19 protein-coding genes are annotated in these 22,080 nt (G+C 72.5%); 15 read left to right on the plus strand and 4 right to left on the minus strand.

Annotated features, from left to right (window positions below):
- Positions 1-75: 75 nt before the first annotated feature.
- Together J1G43_RS09700 and J1G43_RS09705 are read left to right on the plus strand one after the other, a co-directional pair.
- A complete protein-coding gene (locus J1G43_RS09700; protein ID WP_207342171.1) occupies positions 76-447 on the plus strand; it encodes a DUF485 domain-containing protein in 372 nt (123 codons plus the stop codon).
- Complete coding sequence (locus J1G43_RS09705) at positions 444-2,105, plus strand: cation acetate symporter (protein WP_207342172.1); 1,662 nt, start codon at positions 444-446, stop codon at positions 2,103-2,105. The genes J1G43_RS09700 and J1G43_RS09705 overlap by 4 nt, the downstream gene beginning before the upstream one ends.
- A gap of 4 nt (positions 2,106-2,109) precedes the next feature.
- Here the strand turns inward: J1G43_RS09705 and J1G43_RS09710 are convergent, their stop codons facing one another.
- Positions 2,110-2,937 (minus strand): class I SAM-dependent methyltransferase, encoded by an 828-nt coding sequence (locus tag J1G43_RS09710; protein WP_207378381.1) that lies wholly within the window; start codon positions 2,935-2,937, stop codon positions 2,110-2,112.
- Positions 2,938-3,080: 143 nt separating this feature from the next.
- Here J1G43_RS09710 and J1G43_RS09715 point away from each other — a divergent pair, with 143 nt between their 5' ends.
- The 12 genes from J1G43_RS09715 to J1G43_RS09770 all read left to right on the plus strand — a co-directional run bounded on the left by J1G43_RS09715 (position 3,081) and on the right by J1G43_RS09770 (position 17,738).
- Positions 3,081-4,730, plus strand: a complete 1,650-nt coding sequence (locus J1G43_RS09715; RefSeq protein ID WP_207342286.1) for an ABC transporter substrate-binding protein — start codon at positions 3,081-3,083, stop codon at positions 4,728-4,730.
- A gap of 16 nt (positions 4,731-4,746) precedes the next feature.
- A complete protein-coding gene (locus J1G43_RS09720; protein WP_207342174.1) occupies positions 4,747-5,751 on the plus strand; it encodes an ABC transporter permease in 1,005 nt (334 codons plus the stop codon).
- On the plus strand, positions 5,748-6,686 hold the full coding sequence (locus tag J1G43_RS09725; protein WP_207342175.1) for an ABC transporter permease: 939 nt from the start codon (positions 5,748-5,750) through the stop codon (positions 6,684-6,686). Before J1G43_RS09720 ends, J1G43_RS09725 begins: the two co-directional genes overlap by 4 nt.
- Positions 6,683-8,476: an ABC transporter ATP-binding protein gene (locus J1G43_RS09730; RefSeq protein WP_207342176.1), complete on the plus strand. Its 1,794-nt coding sequence runs from the start codon at positions 6,683-6,685 to the stop codon at positions 8,474-8,476. Before J1G43_RS09725 ends, J1G43_RS09730 begins: the two co-directional genes overlap by 4 nt.
- A gap of 154 nt (positions 8,477-8,630) precedes the next feature.
- The gene (locus J1G43_RS09735; RefSeq protein ID WP_207342177.1) at positions 8,631-9,656 is read left to right on the plus strand and encodes a 6-phosphofructokinase; all 1,026 of its coding nucleotides are present in this window, start codon (positions 8,631-8,633) and stop codon (positions 9,654-9,656) included.
- Between the two features lie 212 nt (positions 9,657-9,868).
- Complete coding sequence (gene rpsA / locus J1G43_RS09740; protein WP_089799217.1) at positions 9,869-11,344, plus strand: 30S ribosomal protein S1; 1,476 nt, start codon at positions 9,869-9,871, stop codon at positions 11,342-11,344.
- A gap of 144 nt (positions 11,345-11,488) precedes the next feature.
- Positions 11,489-12,118, plus strand: coding sequence for a dephospho-CoA kinase (coaE, locus tag J1G43_RS09745; RefSeq protein ID WP_207342178.1), 630 nt, complete (start codon positions 11,489-11,491; stop codon positions 12,116-12,118).
- A 177-nt stretch (positions 12,119-12,295) separates the two neighbouring features.
- Positions 12,296-12,742 carry a hypothetical protein gene (locus J1G43_RS09750; protein ID WP_207342179.1) on the plus strand — a complete coding sequence of 149 codons (447 nt, stop codon included), beginning with the start codon at positions 12,296-12,298 and terminating at the stop codon, positions 12,740-12,742.
- 66 nt (positions 12,743-12,808) lie between these two features.
- Positions 12,809-14,911: an excinuclease ABC subunit UvrB gene (gene uvrB, locus J1G43_RS09755; protein ID WP_207370463.1), complete on the plus strand. Its 2,103-nt coding sequence runs from the start codon at positions 12,809-12,811 to the stop codon at positions 14,909-14,911.
- Between the two features lie 53 nt (positions 14,912-14,964).
- Positions 14,965-15,402 (plus strand): VOC family protein, encoded by a 438-nt coding sequence (locus J1G43_RS09760; protein WP_207342181.1) that lies wholly within the window; start codon positions 14,965-14,967, stop codon positions 15,400-15,402.
- A 234-nt stretch (positions 15,403-15,636) separates the two neighbouring features.
- The gene (locus tag J1G43_RS09765; protein ID WP_207342182.1) at positions 15,637-16,698 is read left to right on the plus strand and encodes a TerC family protein; all 1,062 of its coding nucleotides are present in this window, start codon (positions 15,637-15,639) and stop codon (positions 16,696-16,698) included.
- Entirely contained in the window at positions 16,695-17,738 is a 1,044-nt protein-coding gene (locus J1G43_RS09770) for a TerC family protein (protein WP_207370462.1), read from the plus strand. Before J1G43_RS09765 ends, J1G43_RS09770 begins: the two co-directional genes overlap by 4 nt.
- Positions 17,739-17,831: 93 nt before the next feature.
- Here the strand turns inward: J1G43_RS09770 and J1G43_RS09775 are convergent, their stop codons facing one another.
- Complete coding sequence (locus tag J1G43_RS09775) at positions 17,832-18,122, minus strand: YciI family protein (protein ID WP_207342184.1); 291 nt, start codon at positions 18,120-18,122, stop codon at positions 17,832-17,834.
- A gap of 120 nt (positions 18,123-18,242) precedes the next feature.
- On the opposite strand from J1G43_RS09775, the gene J1G43_RS09780 reads away from it, so the two are divergent.
- Positions 18,243-19,406 carry an acyl-CoA dehydrogenase family protein gene (locus J1G43_RS09780; protein ID WP_207370461.1) on the plus strand — a complete coding sequence of 388 codons (1,164 nt, stop codon included), beginning with the start codon at positions 18,243-18,245 and terminating at the stop codon, positions 19,404-19,406.
- A gap of 3 nt (positions 19,407-19,409) precedes the next feature.
- Here the strand turns inward: J1G43_RS09780 and J1G43_RS09785 are convergent, their stop codons facing one another.
- Positions 19,410-20,135: an MBL fold metallo-hydrolase gene (locus J1G43_RS09785; RefSeq protein ID WP_307859542.1), complete on the minus strand. Its 726-nt coding sequence runs from the start codon at positions 20,133-20,135 to the stop codon at positions 19,410-19,412.
- Positions 20,132-22,051: a glycoside hydrolase family 15 protein gene (locus tag J1G43_RS09790; RefSeq protein ID WP_207370460.1), complete on the minus strand. Its 1,920-nt coding sequence runs from the start codon at positions 22,049-22,051 to the stop codon at positions 20,132-20,134. Before J1G43_RS09790 ends, J1G43_RS09785 begins: the two co-directional genes overlap by 4 nt.
- Positions 22,052-22,080 lie beyond the last annotated feature (29 nt).

Raw genomic sequence — 22,080 nt, forward strand, 5'->3', positions numbered from 1 at the left:
CTGGATTCCGTGGGGTGATGTGCGCCACAGTGTCCACCTGGCGGCGACGGGGCCGCCCGGGCAGCGGAGGTGCATGTGTCCCAGAGTCAGACGGAGACCGACTACCAGCGCGTTCAACGATCGCCGGAGTTCCAGGACCTGCGGCGCAGGTTCCGCAACTTCGTGTTCCCGATGACCGCGCTGTTCCTGGCGTGGTACTTCCTGTACGTCCTGCTCGCGAACTACGCCCACGCGTTCATGAGCCAGCGGGTCGTCGGCACGATCACGGTGGGGCTGCTCCTCGGGCTCGGGCAGTTCGTCTCCACGTTCGCCATCACGATGGCCTACGCGCGCTGGGCGAACCAGAAGCAGGACGCGGTCGCGGAGAACCTTCGCGAGCACATCGAGTCCGGTGCCCTCATCGACGGCGCGGCCCCGGCCCGCCCCGCGGACGGGAGCCGCGCATGATCGCCGCCGGTGCACCCGTGGCCGCCGCTGCCGCCGACGGCGGCCAGGTCGGCGATCCCGTCGTCAACATCGCCATCTTCGGGGCGTTCGTCCTGGTGACCCTGGTGATCGTGTTCCGGGCGTCACGCAACAACAAGAGTGCCGCGGACTACTACGCGGCCGGCCGGTCCTTCACGGGGCCGCAGAACGGGACGGCGATCGCGGGGGACTACCTGTCCGCGGCGTCGTTCCTGGGCATCTGCGGTGCCATCGCCATCTACGGGTACGACGGCTTCCTGTACTCGATCGGGTTCCTGGTCGCCTGGCTCGTGGCGCTCCTGCTGGTCGCCGAGCTGCTGCGCAACACCGGGCGCTTCACGATGGCCGACGTGCTGTCGTTCCGGCTGAAGCAGCGTCCGGTGCGGCTCGCCGCGGCGCTGTCGACGCTCGCCGTCGTGTTCTTCTACCTGCTGGCGCAGATGGCGGGGGCGGGTGGTCTCGTCGCTCTGCTGCTGGGCATCGACGGTCCCGCCGGGCAGGCGCTCGTGATCGCCGTGGTCGGCGCGCTGATGATCCTCTACGTCCTCGTCGGCGGCATGAAGGGCACCACGTGGGTGCAGATCATCAAGGCGATCCTGCTGATCGCCGGCGCGGGCCTCATGACCGTGTGGGTCCTCGCGCGGTTCGGCTTCGACCTGTCGGCGGTGCTCCAGGGAGCGATCGACGCTGCGGGCGAGGGCGGTGAGACGCTCGTCGAGCCCGGCCGGCAGTACGGGGCCACGGCGCTGACGCAGCTCAACTTCCTGTCCCTCGCGCTGGCGCTCGTGCTCGGGACCGCCGGTCTGCCGCACGTCCTCATGCGCTTCTACACCGTGCCGTCCGCCAAGGAGGCGCGTCGGTCGGTGGTGTGGGCGATCTGGCTCATCGGCATCTTCTACCTGTTCACGCTCGTCCTCGGCTACGGTGCCGGCGCACTGGTCGGGCCGGAGACGATCATGTCGTCGCCCGGCAAGGCGAACTCCGCGGCGCCGCTGCTCGCGTACGAGCTGGGCGGGGTGTTCCTGCTCGGCATCATCTCCGCGGTGGCGTTCGCGACCATCCTCGCGGTCGTCGCGGGCCTGACGATCACCGCTGCCGCGTCGTTCGCGCACGACATCTACGCGTCGGTCATCAAGCAGGGCCAGGTGGCGCCGGACGGCGAGGTGCGCGTCGCACGCATCACCGTCCTGGTGATCGGGGCACTGGCGATCGTGGGCGGGATCTTCGCGAACGGTCAGAACGTGGCGTTCCTCGTGGCGCTGGCGTTCGCGGTCGCGGCCTCGGCGAACCTGCCGACGATCCTGTACTCGCTGTTCTGGAAGCGGTTCAACACGTCCGGCGCGCTGTGGAGCATGTACGGCGGGCTCGTCTCGTGCATCGTGCTCATCGCCTTCTCGCCGGTGGTGTCCGGCAAGGTCGACCCGATCACGGGCGACAGCCTGTCGATGATCCGCGACACGTCGGTGGACTTCGCGATCTTCCCGCTGGAGAACCCGGGGATCGTCTCGATCCCGCTCGCGTTCCTGCTCGGGATCGTCGGGACGCTGCTGTCGAAGGAGCAGCCGCACCCGGAGAAGTTCGCCGAGATGGAGGTGCGCTCGCTCACCGGGGCCGGCGCCGAGAAGGCGACCAGCCACTGACGGGTCAGGCAGGGGGCCGGTGCGCCCGCACGATGAGCGTCCCGGGCAACCGGGCGCCGCGCACCGGCCCCCAGCCTCCCCACACGCGGTGGTGGCCCGCGGGCCACTCGGGCTCCAGGAGCCCGTCGACCACCAGCCCGGCGCCGACGACGTCGCCCACGTGGTCGGCCAGGGTCCTGTGGTACTCGGCGTACAGCACGCGCCCGTCCGCAGCCTGCTCGACGTAGGGCCGTCGGTCGAAGTAGGACCGGGTGGCCGTGAGCCCACCCTCACCGGGGTCGTCGGGGAAGGCCCAGCGCACCGGGTGCGTGACCGAGAAGACCCAGCGGCCGCCCGGGCGCAGCACCCGGGCGACCTCGGCGTGCACGCGGGCGGCGTCGGGCACGAACGGCAGCGCACCGAACGCGGTGAACGCGACGTCGAACGACGCGGACGCGAACGGCAGGGCACGGGCGTCGGCCTGCACGAGCGGCGTCCGGGTGCCCGTCTGCGCGTCGAGCCGCCGTGCTGCCGCGAGCATGCCCGCGGACACGTCGGTCGCGACCCCGTCGGCGTCGGCCTGCGTGCGCAGCCAGCGCGTCCCCTGGGCCGCCCCGGCACCGAGCTCCAGGACCCGGGCGCCGCGGACGTCGCCGAGCAGGTGCGCGTCCGACTCCCGCAGCCCTTCGGGGCACCACAGCAGGTCGGCGGGGCCGAGGAACGCGCCGTGCTCGTCGAGGTACTCCTGCGCGTTGGCGTCCCACCACCCGCGGGCGGCGCGTCCGCCCTGATCGTCCGGGACGTCCAGGTATCCGGCAGCGGCCAGCGCGTCGTCCGGCGATTCCTCCGACATCCTGCCAGTCTGTCCGATGCCGAATCCGTACCGGTGCGTAACACGCGCGTGACACGGCGCCCCTAGCGTCTGCCGGGTCCCGGGCGGCGTGGTGCACAACCAGGCCCTGACGAGAGGTGGCTGCAGTGAGGACCAGATGGCAGATGGTGGCCGGAGGGCTGGTGGTGGGGCTCGCCCTGACCGCGTGCGCCGCCAGCGACCGCGACACCGGTGGCGACGACGGCGCGACGGACGGAGGGCGTGACACCTTCATCTTCGCGGCGTCCGGCGACCCGTCCTCGCTCGACCCGGCCTTCGCCAGCGACGGCGAGTCGTTCCGCGTGGCGCGCCAGATCTTCGAGGGCCTGGTCGGCGTCGAGCCCGGCACGGCAGACCCTGCGCCCCTGCTCGCGGAGTCGTGGGAGGTCAGCGACGACGGCCTGGAGTACACGTTCGAGCTCAAGGAGGGCGTGACCTTCCACGACGGCACCGACTTCGACGGCGACGCGGTGTGCGCCAACTTCGAGCGCTGGAACAACTTCACCGGTGTCCTGCAGTCGGAGTCGCTCTCCTACTACTGGCAGAAGGTCAACGGCGGGTTCGCGAGCAGCGACGTCGAGAGCCTGAACGGCACCGGCAAGTACGAGTCGTGCGAGGCGCCCGACGCCGGCACCGCCGTGATCCACCTGCGCAGCCCGCTGCCGGAGCTGGTCTCGGCCCTGTCCCTGCCCGCGTTCGCCATGCAGTCGCCCACGGCGCTCGAGGAGTACGACGCGGACGGCGTGAGCGGCGACGGCGAGGCGCCGGTGCTGCCCGAGTACGCCACCGGGCACCCCACCGGCACCGGGCCCTTCGTGTTCGAGTCCTGGAGCCCGGGCGAGGAGGTCGTGCTCAGCGCCTACGACGACTACTGGGGCGAGCAGGGTCAGGTCCGGCGGGTCGTCTTCCCGATCATCTCGGACGCGACCGCGCGGCGGCAGGCGCTGCAGGCCGGCGACATCGACGGGTACGACCTCGTCGGCCCCGCGGACGTGGTGGCCCTCGAGGAGGCAGGCTTCCAGATCGTCAACCGTGAGCCCTTCAACGTGCTGTACCTCGGCATGAACCAGGCCAACCCGGACCTGGCCGACGTGCGGGTCCGGCAGGCGATCGCGCACGCGATCAACAAGGAGGCGCTCGTCGCCCAGACGCTGCCCGAGGGCACCGAGGTCGCGACGAACTTCGTGCCGCCGTCGGTCGCCGGCTGGAACGCCGACGTCGCGACCTACGAGTACGACCCGGACAAGGCGCGCTCGCTGCTCGCCGAGGCCGGGAAGTCGGCGCTCACGATCGACTTCAACTACCCGACCAACGTGTCGCGGCCCTACATGCCGACGCCGGAGCAGGTGTTCACGGCGATCGAGGCGGACCTCGAGGCCGTCGGCATCACGGTCAACGCGGTGCCGGACCCGTGGAACCCGGAGTACCTCGACCGGATCCAGGGCGGCGCCGACCACGGGCTGCACCTGCTCGGGTGGACCGGCGACTACAACGACACCTACAACTTCATCGGCGTCTTCTTCGGCGGCACGTCGAACGAGTGGGGCTTCGACAACCCCGAGCTGTTCACGGCGATCAACGACGCGCGGTACGTCGCGGACCTCGACGCCCAGACCGAGGCGTACGAGGCGGCCAACGCGGCCATCCTCGACTTCCTGCCGGGTGTCCCGCTGGCCCACCCGGTGCCGTCGCTCGCGTTCAAGGCCGACGTCCAGGGCTACCCGGCGTCGCCGGTCCAGGACGAGGTCTACAACGTGATCACCCTGGGCGACTGAGGAGCTGCTCGACCCGATGACCCGACTGATCCTGCGGCGCCTCGCGCTGCTCGTCCCGACCCTGCTCGGGCTGTCGGTGCTGCTGTTCCTGTGGGTGCGTGCTCTCCCGGGAGGGCCGGCGACGGCCCTCCTGGGGGAGCGCGCGACCCCGGACGCCGTGGCACGCATCAACCAGCTCTACGGGTTCGACCGACCGCTGCCCCAGCAGTACGTGACCTGGCTGGGTCAGCTCCTGCAGGGCAACTTCGGCGTGTCGACCCGCACGGGGCGGCCCGTCCTCGACGAGTTCGTGGCCCGGTTCCCCGCGACGATCGAGCTGTCGCTCGTCGCGCTGCTCGTCGCCGTCGGCGTGGGCGTCCCGCTGGGCTACGTGGCGGCCCGACGCCAGGGTCGGCTCGTCGACCACGCCGCGGTCGTGAGCTCGCTGCTCGGCGTGACGATCCCCGTCTTCTTCCTGGCGTTCCTGCTGAAGTGGCTGTTCGCCGTACAGCTCGGCTGGTTCCCGTCCGCCGGGCGGCAGGACCCCGCCATGGTGGCGACGCACCCGACCGGGTTCTACGTGCTCGACGGGGTCGCGACCCGCGAGTGGGACGCGAGCTGGGACGCCCTGATGCACCTCGTGCTGCCGGCCCTCGCGCTGGGCACCATCCCGCTGGCGATCATCGCCCGGATCACCCGCGCGTCGGTGATCGACGTGCAGCACGCCGACTACGTCCGCACCGCCCGCGCCAAGGGGCTCGCGCCCTCCCACGTGCGCGGGCGCGTGATCCTGCACAACGCGATGCTGCCCGTCTCGACCACCATCGGCCTGCAGATCGGCCTGCTGCTGTCCGGCGCGGTGCTGACCGAGACCGTGTTCGCGTTCCCCGGCGTCGGCAAGTTCCTCGCCGACGCGGTGTTCAACCTCGACTACGCGGTGCTGCAGGGCTTCATCCTGCTCATCGCCGTGGTCTACGCCCTGGTGAACCTGGCGGTCGACGTGTCGTACGGCCTGATCGACCCGAGGATGAGGACCCGATGAGCGCACCCGAGGTCTACGAGGTCCCGCAGGCGCCGGTCGACGCCGGCGAGCTCGCGGAGGACCGCCGCGCGGGGGAGGCGCTGTGGCGCGTCGCGGCGCGTCGTCTGCTGCGCAACCCCGCGGCGATCCTCGGCGTCGTGATCGTCGTGGCGTTCCTGCTGGTGGCCCTGCTCGCCCCGGTGCTGGCGCCGTACGCGCCCGGTGCGCTGCCCGGCCGTGCCGACGTCCGCCCGACGTACATCCCCGGGCCGTCGGCCGCCCACCCGCTCGGCCTGGACCGGTACGGGGCCGACGTGCTGTCCCAGCTGATCTGGGGGGCGCGCGCCTCGCTGCTCATCGGTGTCCTGTCGACGCTGCTCGGGCTCGCGGGCGGCATGGTGCTCGGGGTGCTCGCAGGCGCGTTCGGCGGGTGGGTCGACTCGGCCGTCATGCGGCTGGTCGACCTCATGCTGGCCGTCCCCAGCCTGCTGCTCGCCGTGTCGATCGCCGCGGTGGCCGGGCAGACGCCCTCGTCGGTCGTCATCGCGATCGGCGTCGTCCAGGTGCCCGTGTTCGCGCGGCTGCTGCGGGGGTCGATGCTGGCCCAGAAGGGCCAGGACTACGTGCTGGCCGCCCGGTCCCTGGGCCTGTCACGGCGCACGGTCACCATGAGCCACGTCCTGCCCAACAGCGTGTCCCCGGTGATCGTGCAGGCCACGCTCCTGCTCGCGACGGCCGTCATCGAGGCGGCGGCGCTGTCGTTCCTCGGCCTGGGCGGCGGGTCGCCGACGACCGCCGAGTGGGGGCGCATGCTCGTGGCCGCGCAGAACGAGCTCGAGGTGGCACCACGGCTCGCGCTGTGGCCCGGCATCTGCATCTCCGTGACGGCCCTGGGCTTCACGTTGTTCGGCGAGGCGCTGCGTGAGGCCCTCGACCCGCGATCGAGGAGGCGATGAGCGTGACCGGCACACCGGAGCAGGAGGACGACCGGGGCGAGCCGCTGCTGCGCATCCGGGACCTCGAGGTCACGTTCCGCACGGAGTCCGGCACGGCCACCGCGGTGCGCGGCGTGTCGTTCGACGTCCACGCCGGCCAGACCGTGGCGGTCGTGGGGGAGTCCGGCTCGGGCAAGTCCACGACGGCCGCCGCCGTGATCGGGCTGCTCGCCGGCAACGGCTCCGTCACGGCGGGCTCGATCCTCTTCGAGGGCGAGGACCTCGTGGCGCTCGGGCCCGACGCGATGCACCGCGTCCGCGGCTCGCGCATCGGGATGGTGCCGCAGGACCCGATGTCGAACCTCAACCCGGTCCGCCGGGTCGGGTCCCAGGTGGACGAGACGCTCGAGGACAACGGCGTGCTGCGCGGCCGGGGCGTGCGCGCGCGCACGATCGAGCTCCTGGCCGAGGCCGGCCTGCCCGACGCGGAGCGGCGTGCGCAGCAGTACCCGCACGAGTTCTCGGGGGGCATGCGGCAGCGGGCGCTGATCGCCGTCGGCCTGGCCGCCCGGCCGCGTCTGCTCATCGCCGACGAGCCCACGTCGGCGCTCGACGTGACGGTGCAGCGCACGATCCTCGACGGGCTGACGGAGCTCACCGACCGGCTGGGCGTCGCGGTGCTGCTCATCACGCACGACCTGGGGCTGGCGGCGGAGCGCGCCGACCGGGTGGTCGTGATGTACCGCGGCGAGGTGGTCGAGGAGGGGGACGCGCACGCGATCCTCACGGCCCCGCAGCACGAGTACACGCGGCGGCTGCTCGCCGCGGCACCCTCCCTGACGTCGCGGCGCATCGAGCTCGCCCGTCACGGTGCCGACGTCCCCGTGCCCGTCGGTGCGGAGCCCGCCGCCGCGCGGACCGGCGAGCAGGAGGACGTCCGGCCCGCCGCGACCGGTCGCACCGCCGGACCGGGAGCGTCGGCCCCGCACGGCGCCGAGGCTGCAGCGCCGCTCGTCGAGGTCGACCGCGTCAGCAAGGTGTTCCGGATCCGCGGCCGCGGGCTGCTCGGCCGGGGCGCGGACTTCACCGCGGTCGACGACGTGAGCCTGGTCATCCCCCGGGGGCGCACCGTGGCCGTGGTGGGGGAGTCCGGGTCCGGCAAGTCGACCGTCGCGCGGATGATGCTGGGGCTGCTGGCCCCGACGTCCGGCGCGATCCGGTTCGACGGTGTCGACGTGGCGCACCGCGACCGCTCCGCCGAGGTCGCGTTCCGGCGACGGGTGCAGCCGATCTTCCAGGACCCGTACGCGTCCCTCGACCCGCTGTTCACGGTGTTCCGGACGATCGAGGAGCCGCTGCGGGCGCACCGCACCGGCGACCGCGCGCAGCGCCATGCGCGCGTCCGCGAGCTCATGGACCAGGTGGCGCTGCCCACCTCCCTGCTGTCGCGGTACCCGGCGGAGCTGTCGGGCGGGCAGCGCCAGCGGGTCGCGATCGCCCGCGCCCTGGCGCTCGAGCCCGAGCTCGTGGTGTGCGACGAGGCGGTCTCGGCGCTCGACGTCATCGTGCAGTCGCAGATCCTGCACCTGCTGGCCGGCCTGCAGGAGCGGCTCGGCCTGTCGTACCTGTTCATCAGCCACGACCTCGCCGTGGTGCGCCAGATCGCGGACGAGGTCTGCGTGATGCAGGAGGGACGGGTCGTGGAGAGCGGCACGGTGGACGACGTGTTCGACGCGCCGCGCACGGAGTACACCCGCACGCTGCTCGACGCGATCCCGGGGCGGGACCTCGACCTGGGGCGCAGCGCCTGACGCCCTACGCCCTGGTCGCGGGCTCCCACCGGGACCGAAGCCGCAGGGCGTCGCACGCGGGTCTCGCTAGTCTGGGAGGTGTGGCGCCGCGTCGGAGCGCGCCCGGCCCCCTGCCGTCCCGGCGGGACGGCCCCTGCGAACGAGGAGCTCCAGCGTGCGAGTCGGTCTGCTCACGGGTGGCGGCGACGTCCCCGGCCTGAATGCCGCGATCCGTGCGGTCGTCAAGCGGGGGGAGGGCGAGCACGGCCACTCCATCATCGGTTTCCGCAACGGGTGGAAGGGCGTCGTCGACGGGGACGTCATGCCGCTGACGCGCCAGCACATCCGCAACGTGCTGCCCACGGGCGGCACGCTGCTCGGCACGGCGCGGTACCACCCGCACGCCTCGGACGGCGGGCTCGACGCCGCACTGGCGACGCTCGAGGCGGAGCGCATCGAGGCGCTCATCTGCATCGGCGGCGACGGGACGCTGAACGCCGCGAGCAAGGTCGCCGAGGCGGGCGTGAAGGTCGTCGGCATCCCCAAGACGATCGACAACGACGTCTGGGGCACCGACGCCTCGATCGGGTTCGACACCGCGGTGAGCATCGCCACCGAGGCCATCGACCGGATCCACACGACGGCCGAGTCGCACAACCGCGTGATGATCGTCGAGGTCATGGGGCGCCACGCCGGCTGGATCGCCGTGACGTCGGGCATCGCCGGTGGTGCGGAGCTCGTGCTGGCCCCGGAGGAGCCGTTCGACATCGGTCGGATCGAGCGCTTCCTCAAGCACCGCCACCGCGCGCACGCGAGCTTCTCGATCGTCGTCGTGGCCGAGGGGGCCGTGCCCGCCGAGAACACGCCGATGCACTACGAGACGCAGATGGGCAAGTACGGCGAGATCGTCGCGGGTGCCATCGGTGAGCGGCTGAAGACCGAGATCGAGCAGCGCACCGGCTTCGACACGCGCGTCACGGTGCTCGGCCACACGCAGCGCGGCGGCATCCCCACGGCGGCGGACCGGATCCTGGCGTCCCGGTTCGGCGTCGCGGCGATCGACGCCGTGACGGCCGGTACCACCAACGTCATGACGGCCATCCGTGGTGAGGAGGTCGTGCTGGTGCCGCTCGAGGAGGTCGCCGGCAAGGTGAAGTTCGTCCCGCAGAACCTGCTGACGGTGGCGCGGGCCCTCGCCTGATCCGCATCCTTTGCCTGCACCGCCGCACACCCGATAGGGTGGACGGCGGTGCCGCGCGTGTTCATCGATCCCCGTGCGTACCGACTCGTCACCCCGCCCGGTTGCACTCCGCACGCGGGTGCGGCGGGTCGGCGTGACGGGCGACCGGCGCGAGGACCACGTCACCATTCCTGTCCGCACTACTTCCTGTCCGCATCGGAGCCCACCACTACATGAGCATCTCCACCCCCGCGAAGCCGGCCAGCCCGCAGGTCGCGGTGAACGACATCGGTACGGCCGAGGACTTCCTCGCTGCGATCGACGCCACCATCAAGTACTTCAACGATGGCGACATCGTCGAGGGCACCATCGTCAAGGTCGACCGCGACGAGGTCCTGCTCGACATCGGTTACAAGACCGAGGGCGTCATCCCCTCCCGTGAGCTGTCCATCAAGCACGACGTGGACCCCGGCGAGGTCGTCAAGGTCGGCGACGAGGTCGAGGCCCTGGTCCTCCAGAAGGAGGACAAGGAGGGTCGTCTGATCCTGTCCAAGAAGCGCGCGCAGTACGAGCGGGCGTGGGGCACGATCGAGAAGATCAAGGAGGAGGACGGCGTCGTCACCGGCACCGTCATCGAGGTCGTCAAGGGCGGCCTCATCCTCGACATCGGCCTGCGCGGCTTCCTGCCGGCCTCCCTCGTCGAGATGCGTCGCGTGCGCGACCTCCAGCCGTACGTCGGCAAGGAGATCGAGGCGAAGATCATCGAGCTCGACAAGAACCGCAACAACGTCGTGCTGTCGCGGCGTGCGTGGCTCGAGCAGACGCAGTCCGAGGTCCGCTCCACCTTCCTGCAGACCCTGCAGAAGGGCCAGGTGCGCCCCGGTGTCGTCTCGTCGATCGTCAACTTCGGTGCCTTCGTGGACCTGGGCGGCGTGGACGGGCTCGTGCACGTCTCCGAGCTGTCCTGGAAGCACATCGACCACCCGTCCGAGGTCGTCGAGGTCGGCCAGGAGGTCACGGTCGAGGTGCTCGAGGTCGACTTCGACCGCGAGCGGGTCTCCCTGTCGCTGAAGGCGACGCAGGAGGACCCGTGGCAGGCGTTCGCCCGGACGCACGCCATCGGCCAGGTCGTGCCCGGCAAGGTCACCAAGCTCGTCCCGTTCGGTGCGTTCGTGCGCGTCGAGGACGGCATCGAGGGCCTCGTGCACATCTCGGAGCTGGCCGTGCGCCACGTCGAGATCCCGGAGCAGGTCGTGCAGGTCGGCGACGACGTCTTCGTCAAGGTCATCGACATCGACCTCGAGCGTCGCCGCATCTCGCTGTCGCTCAAGCAGGCGAACGAGGGCTTCGACCCCGAGTCCGACGACTTCGACCCCGCGCTGTACGGCATGGCGGCGGAGTACGACGAGCAGGGCAACTACAAGTACCCCGAGGGCTTCGACCCGACGACGAACGAGTGGCTCGAGGGCTTCGAGACCCAGCGCGAGGCGTGGGAGGCCCAGTACGCGGCCGCTCACGAGCGCTGGGAGGCGCACCGCAAGCAGGTCGCCGCGGCGGCCCAGGCGGACGCCGAGGCCTCGACGTCCGAGTCCACGGGCAGCGGCCCGGCGCCGTCGACCTACTCGTCCGCCCCGGCGGAGGAGGTCGCGGGCACGCTCGCGTCGGACGAGGCGCTCGCCGCTCTGCGCGAGAAGCTCACCGGCAACTGAGTCCGCGCGGGTCCGCCCGCGACGGTCTGCACGGCGGACGGCCGGTCATCCCCTCGGGGTGGCCGGCCGTCGGCGTACCCGGGGGGTGACCCGACGTCGGGCGGGGCGGTCGCGCCGCACGCGCCCGGCGGCCAGGATGGGGCGATGCAGAGGATCGGACTGACCGGAGGGATCGCGGCGGGCAAGTCCGTCGCGGCGCGCAGGTTCGCCGAGCGCGGAGCCGTCGTGATCGACGCGGACGTCCTGGCGCGGCAGGCCGTGGCCCCGGGCAGCACGGGCCTCGACGAGGTGGTCGAGGAGTTCGGGCCGGGGATCCTCGACGCGGCGGGTGACCTCGACCGCGCGGCGCTGGGGCGGATCGTGTTCGCCGACGCCGGGGCCCGTGCACGGCTGGACGCGCTCGTGCACCCCGTCGTCCGCCGGCTCGCGGCCGAGCAGGAGGCGGCCGCCGCCGCGCTCGACCCGGGGGCCGTGGTGGTGCACGACATCCCGCTGCTGGTCGAGACGGGTCAGGCGGAGGACTTCCACGTGGTCGTGGTCGTGCACGCCCCGGCGGTGCTGCGCGTCGAGCGGCTCGTGCGGCTGCGGGGGATGGACCGGGCGGACGCGCAGGCGCGCGTGGCGGCGCAGGCACGCGACGAGGCCCGGCTGGCCGTGGCGGACGTCGTGCTCGACGGCACCGGCAGCGACGCGGACCTCGAGCGTCAGGTCGACGCGCTGTGGGAGCGGCTGGCCGTGGAGCGGGCCGACGAGCGGGCTGCCGACACCCTCTGACGTGCGCTGCAGGACGAAGGTCCCCCGTCCCGCGCAGCGCCCATCATCCCTTCGGGTGAATTGAACGACCGTCCACGCGAGCAGTACGGTTCCGACGCCGATCACTCGGACGGACGCGCGTCGTGCGCGTCCCGGGGCCGCGTCGGGCGGCCCCCGGGCAACGTAGCCGGAGGAACGATGGCCCTGCAGTCGGTCGGTAGCGGGTGGGAGGCACGCCCGCTGCAGTCCAAGGCCTCGATGTCGGTGGCCACGGGGGCGCTGTCGGCCACCCAGGTGCTGGACATGGTCTCCCAGGCGGTCGCCGAGGTCGAGGACGAGAGCGGCTGGCTGCGGGTCGGTGAGCGCAGCGCGAACAAGGTGTCGGTGTCGATCCGGGACATGACCCGCGAGAGCAGCGAGCCGGTGCTGTTCTTCGACGTCGAGGTGGACCGTGCCGTCGGTCGGGTGACCGTGCGCACGCTCATCACCAGCTACGTCGTGAAGTCGTCCGGCATGAGCGCGCTGGTGCCCATGGCCAAGCGCCGGGTGGTCGGTTTCAACGCCTACCGGGCGTTCATGGACCGGTACGCGAGGATGCTGTCGAAGGCCGATCCCGCGGCGAACGTGTCGTTCAGCGGGGACTGACGCGCCGGCGGTGGCCCCCACCGGGGCCGCCGGGTCGTTGTCGGTGGTGCGACGTACGGTGTCCTCATGCGTCCCGTGACCGACCTGCAGCGGACCGTCGCGCCGTTCGAGGTGGTGTCCGAGTACACCCCGAGCGGTGACCAGCCGACCGCCATCGCCGAGCTCGCCGCCCGCGTGCGGGCCGGGGAGAAGGACGTGGTGCTGCTCGGTGCCACCGGCACGGGCAAGTCCGCGACGACGGCGTGGCTCATCGAGCAGCTGCAGCGGCCGACGCTCGTGATGGCCCCGAACAAGACGCTCGCGGCCCAGCTGGCGACCGAGTTCCGCGAGCTGATGCCCAACAACGCCGTCGAGTACTTCGTGTCGTACTACGACTACTACCAGCCCGAGGCGTACATCGCGCAGACGGACACGTACATCGAGAAGGACTCCTCGATCAACGAGGAGGTCGAGCGCCTGCGGCACTCGGCCACCAGCTCCCTGCTGACCCGGCGCGACGTGGTCGTCGTGTCGACCGTGTCGTGCATCTACGGCCTGGGCACGCCGCAGGAGTACGTCGACCGCATGGTGACCCTCGCGGTGGGGGACCGCATCGACCGCGACCAGCTGCTGCGCCGCTTCGTGACGATGCAGTACACGCGCAACGACATGGCGTTCACCCGTGGCACGTTCCGGGTGCGCGGGGACACGGTCGAGATCATCCCGGTGTACGAGGAGCTCGCGGTCCGGATCGAGTTCTTCGGTGACGAGATCGAGGCGATCGCGACGCTGCACCCGCTGACGGGCGACGTCGTGCGCGCGGAGCAGCAGATGCACGTGTTCCCGGCGACGCACTACGTGGCGGGGCCCGAGCGCATGGAACGCGCCATCGCCGGCATCGAGGCCGAGCTCGAGGAGCGGCTGGCCGAGCTCGAGCGGCAGAACAAGCTGCTCGAGGCCCAGCGCCTGCAGATGCGCACCACCTACGACATCGAGATGATGCGGCAGATCGGCTCGTGCTCGGGCATCGAGAACTACTCCCGCCACATCGACGGCCGGCCGGCCGGCTCCGCGCCGAACACGCTGATCGACTACTTCCCCGAGGACTTCCTGCTCGTCATCGACGAGTCGCACGTCACGGTGCCGCAGATCGGCGCCATGTTCGAGGGCGACATGTCCCGCAAGCGCGCCCTGGTGGACCACGGGTTCCGCCTGCCGAGCGCGGTCGACAACCGGCCGCTGCGCTGGGAGGAGTTCGTGGATCGCATCGGGCAGACGGTCTACCTGTCGGCCACGCCCGGGGACTACGAGCTGTCCATGGCGGACGGCGTGGTCGAGCAGATCATCCGGCCCACCGGCCTGGTGGACCCGCAGGTCCTGGTCAAGCCGACCAAGGGGCAGATCGACGACCTCCTCGGCGAGATCAACGACCGCGTCGAGCGCGACGAGCGCGTCCTGGTCACGACGCTGACCAAGAAGATGTCCGAGGACCTCACCGACTACCTGCTGGAGAAGGGCGTCCGGGTGCGGTACCTGCACTCGGAGGTCGACACGCTGCGGCGCGTCGAGCTGCTGCGCGAGCTGCGGCTGGGGGAGTACGACGTGCTCGTCGGCATCAACCTGCTGCGCGAAGGGCTCGACCTGCCGGAGGTGTCGCTCGTCGCGATCCTCGACGCCGACAAGCAGGGGTTCCTGCGCTCCGGGAAGTCCCTCATCCAGACCATCGGGCGCGCGGCGCGCAACGTCTCCGGCCAGGTGCACATGTACGCCGACACCGTCACCCCGGCCATGCGCCAGGCGCTCGAGGAGACCGAGCGGCGCCGCGAGAAGCAGATCGCGTACAACCTGGAGCACGGGATCGACCCGCAGCCGCTGCGCAAGCGGATCGGCGACATCACGGACATGCTGGCGCGCGAGGACGCGGACACGGCCGAGCTGCTCGGCGGTGCCGGGCGTCAGGCCAGCCGCGGCAAGGCGCCCGTGCCCGGGCTCGGCTCGCGGCCGGCTGCCGACGACCGCACGCGTTTGACCGGTGCCGCAGCGCACGACCTGGCCGACCTCATCCAGCAGCTCACCGAGCAGATGCACGCCGCGGCCGGCGAGCTGCAGTTCGAGCTCGCCGCGCGGCTGCGCGACGAGATCTCCGGGCTCAAGAAGGAGCTGCGGCAGATGCAGGCCGCCACGGCCTGAGCGGGCACCGCGACCGCGGTGGACCGGCTGGCACGTCCTGAGGAGGAGCACCGATGGACCGCAGGTTGCAGATCGTGTTCGACGCCCACGACCCCCTCGCGCTGGGGACCTTCTGGCAGGAGGCCCTGGGGTACGTCCGCGAGGCGCCACCCGAGGGTTTCGCGTCCTGGGAGGAGACGCTGCGCGCGTGGGGACTGCCGGAGGACCGCTGGAACGACGCGAACGCGATCGTCGACCCCGAGGGCTCCGGACCGCGGATCTTCCTGCAGAAGGTGCCGGAGGGGAAGACCGCGAAGAACCGCGTGCACCTCGACGTCGGGCTGCCCGGCGCGCCCGCCCGGCCCGGTGAGCGCCGCGTCGACGGGATCCGCGCCCGTGCGGGCGAGCTCGAGGCCCTCGGGGCCTCGCGGGTCCGCGAGCACGACGACGAGGTCCAGGGGTTCTGGATCGTCATGCAGGACCCCGAGGGCAACGAGTTCTGCCTGGTCTGAGTGCGCCCGCGACGCGCCGGCGACGCCGTCCACGGCACGGTCGGCAGCGGCGCGTCACGCTGACGTCACCTATAGTTCTCGGCGGAGGGGAGTACTCCCCACGACGTCATCGTCATCACGGTCGCCAGAGCTGCCGGCCCGGTGCGTCGGCCGCGCGCACGACCCGCACCGGGTGGAGACAGCGCAGGCGGAAGAGACCTCCGGTCATCAGTCGTACTCTCCGGAGGTTCTTCCGTGGTCGTTGAATTCTGGGTGTGGGCCGTCACCGTCGGCGTCATCCTCGCCATGCTCGCCGTCGACTACGTCGGGCACGTGCGCTCGCCGCACGAGCCCACCCTGCGCGAGTCCGCGTGGTGGTCGGCGGGGTACGTCGGCATCGCGCTCGTCTTCGGCGTCGTCGTCTGGGCGGTCTGGGGCTCCACCTACGGGGCGGAGTACTTCGCGGGGTACGTGACCGAGAAGAGCCTGTCGGTCGACAACCTGTTCGTCTTCGTCCTCATCATGGCGAGCTTCCGGGTGCCGCGGCTGTACCAGCAGAAGGTGCTGCTCATCGGCATCACCATCGCCCTCGTGCTGCGGACGATCTTCATCCTCGTCGGTGCGGCGATGATCGAGAACCTGTCGTGGATCTTCTACGTCTTCGGCGGCTTCCTGCTGTACACCGCCTGGACGCAGATCAAGGCGGGCTCCGCGGACGACGAGGAGTACCACGAGAACCCCGTCCTGCGCTGGACGCGGCGCGCGTTCCCGACCACGGACGACTACGTCGGCGACAAGATGGTCGTGCGCCGCGACGGCCGCCGCTTCATCACCCCGATGCTCATCGTGATGATCGCGATCGGCACGGCGGACATCATCTTCGCGGTCGACTCGATCCCCGCCATCTTCGGGCTCACGCAGGAGACGTACCTGGTCTTCGCGGCCAACGCGTTCTCGCTGCTCGGCCTGCGCCAGCTCTTCTTCCTCATCGACGGGCTGCTCGACAAGCTCGTGTACCTGTCGTACGGCCTCGGCGCGATCCTGGGCTTCATCGGCGCGAAGCTGCTCATCCACGCGATGCACACCAACGAGGTGCCGTTCATCAACGGCGGTGAGCACATCACCGCGATCCCGGAGATCAACACCTGGGTGTCGCTCGGCTTCATCATCGTGACGCTGACGCTCACGACGATCCTCTCGCTGCGCCGTACCCGCCGGGACGAGGCCGCGCGCGCCGTCGAGACCGCCCGCGCCGAGACCCACGGGCTGGCCGCCGAGAGCACCGACGGCGAGGACGTCGTCGACGGGAGGCCGTGACGCACGAGCTGCCTGCCGCCTTCGAGGCGGCCTCGCTGGTCGCCGTCGTGGCGATCCTGCTGCTCGACCTCGCGCTCGTGCGCCGGCGGCCGCACGTGCCGTCGGTGCGCGAGAGCGTCGTGTGGGTGCTGGTCTACGTCGGCCTGGCGCTCGTGTTCGCCGGGCTGGTGGCGCTCGTGGGCGGGCCCGCCCCGGCGGAGGAGTTCGTCGCGGGCTGGTTGACCGAGTACAGCCTGTCGGTCGACAACCTGTTCGTCTTCCTGCTGATCATGTCCAGCTTCGCGGTGCCCCGCGAGCAGCAGCAGCGCGTGCTCATGGTGGGGATCATCGTGGCGCTCGTGCTGCGCGGCGCCTTCATCCTGGCGGGCGCCGCGCTCATCGAGCGCTACACCTGGGTGTTCTACCTCTTCGGGGCGTTCCTGGTGTGGACGGCCGTGCGGCTGCTGCGGGAGGGCGTGGGCTCCGGTGACGAGCCGTACGAGGAGAACCGGCTCGTGCGCGGCCTGCGACGCGTGCTGCCGATGTCGCCGACGTACGACGGCGGGCGGGTGCGCACCGTCCACGAGGGGCGCCGCGTGTTCACGCCGCTCGTCGTCGTGTTCGTGGCGATCGGGACCACGGACGTGCTGTTCGCGTTCGACTCGATCCCCGCGATCTTCGGGCTGACGCACGACCCGTTCATCGTCTTCACGACCAACGTGTTCGCGCTCATGGGGCTGCGCCAGCTGTACTTCCTGCTCGGCGGGCTGCTCGACCGGCTGGTGTACCTGCCGTACGGGCTCGCGGCGATCCTCGCGTTCATCGGCGTCAAGCTCGTGCTCGAGGCGCTCGCGACGAACTCGCTCGGGTTCGTCAACGGCGGCGAGCCGGTCCCGTGGGCGCCCGAGGTGCCCACGTGGGTGTCGCTCACCGTCATCGCGGGTGCGCTGGCCGTCGCCACGGTGGCCAGCCTCGTGCGCGCGCGGCGCGACCTGGCGGCGGCGCGGCGGCTCCCGCCCCCCGAGCCCGAGCAGCGGCCGGACGGGCCGGCCGCGTCCTGACGTCCGGAGCCTGCCGACGCCCCGGGCGCGTGCCCGGCAGGTCGTGGCTCAGCAGGCCGTGGCCGAGCAGGTCGTGGCTCAGGCGGTCGCGCCTCAGGAGGTCGCGGACCAGGGACCCAGGACCAGGTCCCACCCGCGCACGTCGGTCGCGGCGACGAGCCCCTCGCGCGCGAAGGGGTCCTGCGCGAGCAGGCCGCGCACGGCCGCCTCGTCGTCGGCGCGGAGCACCAGGAGCGCACCGGGGTCGCCGTCGGTGAACGGGCCGGACCCGAGCAGCACGCCGTCCTCGGCCTGCTGCGCCAGCCACGCCCGGTGCTCGGGGCGGACGGCGTCGCGGACCTCGGTCCGCTCGTCGTAGGTGTAGCGGACGGCGAAGATGCTCATGCCCGCATCCTGCCGGAGCGGGCAGCGCGCCCGCCACGGGCCGACGTCCGTCGCGACGGCGCCGCGGTGGCACAGTGGCGTCATGACGACCACCACTTCTCGCCCGGTCCGGGACGGCCGATGAGCCGGCGGCTGCGCACCCTGCTGTCCGACGACCTGCTCGCCCGGGTCCACGCGCGTGCCGACGCGCACGACCGCGACAACACCTTCCCCCACGACGACCTCGCCGACCTCGTGGCGGCCGGGTACCTGCGGGCGTTCGTGCCCGAGCGCCTGGGTGGTGCCGGGCTCACCCTGGAGGAGGTGGCGCGCGAGCAGGTGCGGCTCGCGGCGGCCGCCCCGGCCACCGCGCTGGCCGTCAACATGCACCTCGTCGTCACGGGACTGGCCGCGCTCCTGGTGGCCCGCGGCGACGACTCCGTGGAGTTCGTGCTGCAGGACGCGGCCGCGGGGGAGGTCTTCGCGTTCGGCAACTCCGAGGCGGGCAACGACCTGGTGATGTTCGGGTCCCGCACCCGGGCCGTGCCGCAGCCCGACGGCGGCTACCGGTACCACGGCACGAAGATCTTCACGTCGCTGTCGCCGGTCTGGACCCGGCTCGCGACGTTCGGCCTGGACGACTCCGACCCGGCGGACCCGCGCCTCGTGCACGCGGTCGTCTCCCGCGCGGACGGCGGCGTCCAGGCGCGCGACGACTGGGACACGCTCGGCATGCGCGCGACCCAGTCGGCCACGACCGTGCTGGACGGTGCCTACGCGCCCGCGGACCGCGTCTACCGGCGGCTGCCGCCCGGACCGTCGGCGGACCCGTTCGTGTTCGCGTTGTTCGCCGTCTTCGAGACGCTGCTGGCGGCGGTGTACACGGGCATCGGGCGCCGGGCGCTCGAGCTCGGTATCGGGCACGCCCGGCGGCGGACGTCGCTCAAGCACGGGGGCCGGTCGTACGCGCAGGACCCCGACATCCGCTGGCGCATCGCGGACGCGGCGCTCGCCCAGGACGGGGCCGAGCTGCAGGTGTTCGCCCTGGCGCGGGACGTCGACGAGCAGGCGGACCACGGCGCGCGGTGGTTCGCGCAGCTCGTGGGGCTCAAGGTGCGGGCCACCGAGACGGCACGCGTCGTCGTGGACCTGGCGCTGCGCGTGTCCGGCGGCGGGGCGTACTTCACGGGCAGCGAGCTCGCCCGCCTGTACCGCGACGTGCTGGCCGGGATCTACCACCCGTCGGACGACGAGTCGGCGCACGCGACGGTCGCGACCTCGGTGCTGGGCCCGCCGGAGGACTGAGGGTCACCAGCCGCGGGCGGCCCACGCGGCGAGGTGAGGGCGCTCGGTGCCCAGGGTCGTGGCGTCGCCGTGACCCGGGTGCACGCAGGTGTCGTCCCGGTACCGGTCGAAGACGCGCGACGTGACGTCACCGAGCAGCTGCGCGAACCGCGCGGCGTCGCCCTGGGTGCTGCCCACGCCACCGGGGAACAGCGAGTCCCCGGTGAACAGGTGCGTGCGCCCGGCCACGGACCCGGGGGCCCGCGCGGGCAGGTCCTCGGTCAGTGCCAGGGCCACCGAGCCCGGGGTGTGGCCGCGCAGCGCCATGACGTCGAGGGTCAGGTGCCCGACCCGGACGTGGTCGCCGTGGCGCAGGCGCACCGTGACCGGGCAGCCGGTCGCCTCCTCGATCGCGTCCGCGTCGGCCGCGCCCGCGGCGACCCGGGCGCCCGTCACGGCGACGACGGAGGCCAGCGCACCCAGGTGGTCGCCGTGCCGGTGGGTGACCACCACGATGTCGAGCCGCGCCGAGCCCGAGCCCTCGCGGACGAGCGCGAGCAACCGGTCGGGGTCGGCGGGCGCGTCGACCAGCAGCTGGGCGCCCGAGCGCCGGCACGTCACGAGGTAGGCGTCGTTGTCCATCGGCCCGACGGACGCCGTGCGGATCTGCGCGTCGTCCAGCACCCGCACCCCGCTGGGACCACCGGGTTCGACGTGCCCCGTGCACGGACCCACGGGCAGCGCGGTCACGGGGTCACCGCCGCGGCCGTCACGGCCGCGCGCCGGGCGGCCGCCGCGTGGCTGTGCGCCGCGCGGACGAGCGCCAGGTGCGAGAGCGCCTGCGGCACGTTGCCGCGCATGTGCCGGCCGGCGGGGTCGTACTGCTCGGCGAGCAGACCCACGTCGTTCGCCAGCGGCACCACCGCGTCGAGCACCCGGCGTGCGCCGTCCACGTCGTCCCCCCGGGCCAGGGCGTCGGCGAGCCAGAACGAGCACGCGAGGAACGCGGCCTCGTCACCGCGCAGCCCGTCGTCGGTGCGGTCCGTGCGGTAACGGCGCAGCAGCCCCGGCGCGACCTCGAGCTCCTCCCGGACCGCGGCCAGCGTCCCGCGGGCGTGCGGACCGTCCGCGGGCACGAACCCGACCAGCACGACCTGCAGCAGCGACGCGTCGGTGTGCTCGGCGCCGTAGTGCTGCACGAAGCTGGCGCGCGCGTCGGACCACCCGTGGGCGAGGACGTCCGCGCGGACCTCGTCGCGGGTGCGACGCCAGCGCTCCACGGGGCCGGGCAGGCCGTGCTGCTCGACGGCGTGCACCGCGCGGTCGAGCGCGGCCCACGTCATCACCTTCGAGTGCGTGAAGTGACGCGGCTCACCCCGCACCTCCCAGATGCCGCGGTCCGGCTCCCGCCAGTGCCGCGCCAGGTCGTCCACGAGCCGGCGCTGCAGCGACCACGTGTCGGAGGTCTCCGCGAGCCCCGCGTCGCGGGCCATCGCCAGCGCCGACATGACCACGCCCAGCACGTCGTGCTGCACCTGCCGCACGGCGCCGTTGCCCCGGCGCACCGGGCGCGAGCCGGCGTACCCCGGCAGGTGGTCGAGCTGCGTCTCGGGCAGCCGGCGCCCGCCGTCCAGCCGGTACATGATCTGCAGGTCCCGCGGGTCGCCCGCCACGGCCCGGGCCAGCCAGTCCCGCCACTGGGTCGCCTCGTCACGGAAGCCCTGCTCCAGGAGCGCCTCGAGCGTGAACGCGGCGTCGCGCAGCCAGCAGTACCGGTAGTCCCAGTTGCGCTCGCCGCCCGGTGTCTCGGGCAACGACGTCGTCGGCGCCGCGACGACGCCCCCGGTGGTCGCGTCGGTCAGCAGGCGCAGCACCAGCAGCGAGCGGACGACCGCCTCGCGGTACGGGCCGTCGTACCCGCAGCCGCGTGCCCACAGGCCCCAGCGGGCGGCCGTGGTGTCGACCCGGCCACTCACCGGCAGGCGCGGCGGCACGGGCTGCCACGAGTGGACCCAGGTGAGCGACAGCTCGACGCTCTGGCCCGCGCGCAGCCTGAACCGGTCCCGGTGACGGCGGCCGTCGGCGCGGGGCAGGCGGTCCCCCCGCAGCACCAGGGAGTCGGGGCCGGCCACCGCGCGGATCGTGTCGCAGCCGTCGGCGTCGTCCTCGTGGCGCACCCACGGCTGCACGGCGCCGTACCCGAAGCGCACCACCCACTCGTGCTCGACCTCGACCTCCCCGGCCGTGCAGTCCAGGCGCCGGACCAGGTCCGCGCGTCCGTCGCCCGACGGCATGGCGTCGACCGCGACGGCCGTGCCCCGTGCGGTGCGGTAGGTCGTCTCGAGGACGAAGGAGTCGCCCCGGTAGCGCCGGGTCACGGCGGTGGCGTCCCGGACCGTCAGGAGCCAGCGGCCGTGCTCGGGCGTGCCCAGGAGTGCGGCGAAGCACGCGTCGGAGTCGAACCGGGGTAGGCACAGCCAGTCGACCGAGCCGTGCCGGGACACCAGGGCGGCGGAGTGGCCGTCGCCCAGCACGGCGTACTCCTCGACGGGGACCTGGTCGCCCCGCAGGAGGTCCTGCAGCGGGAGGTCACCGGGCAGCGCGTCGCCCGGCAGGAGGTCGTCCGGCGGGCCGCCCTCGGCCGCCGGGGTGTTCGGTGCGTCCATCGCCCTCAGCATGGCCCGCCCGCCCCGAC

Source organism: Cellulomonas sp. zg-ZUI22, assembly GCF_017353535.1.
Classification (GTDB): domain Bacteria; phylum Actinomycetota; class Actinomycetes; order Actinomycetales; family Cellulomonadaceae; genus Cellulomonas; species Cellulomonas wangleii.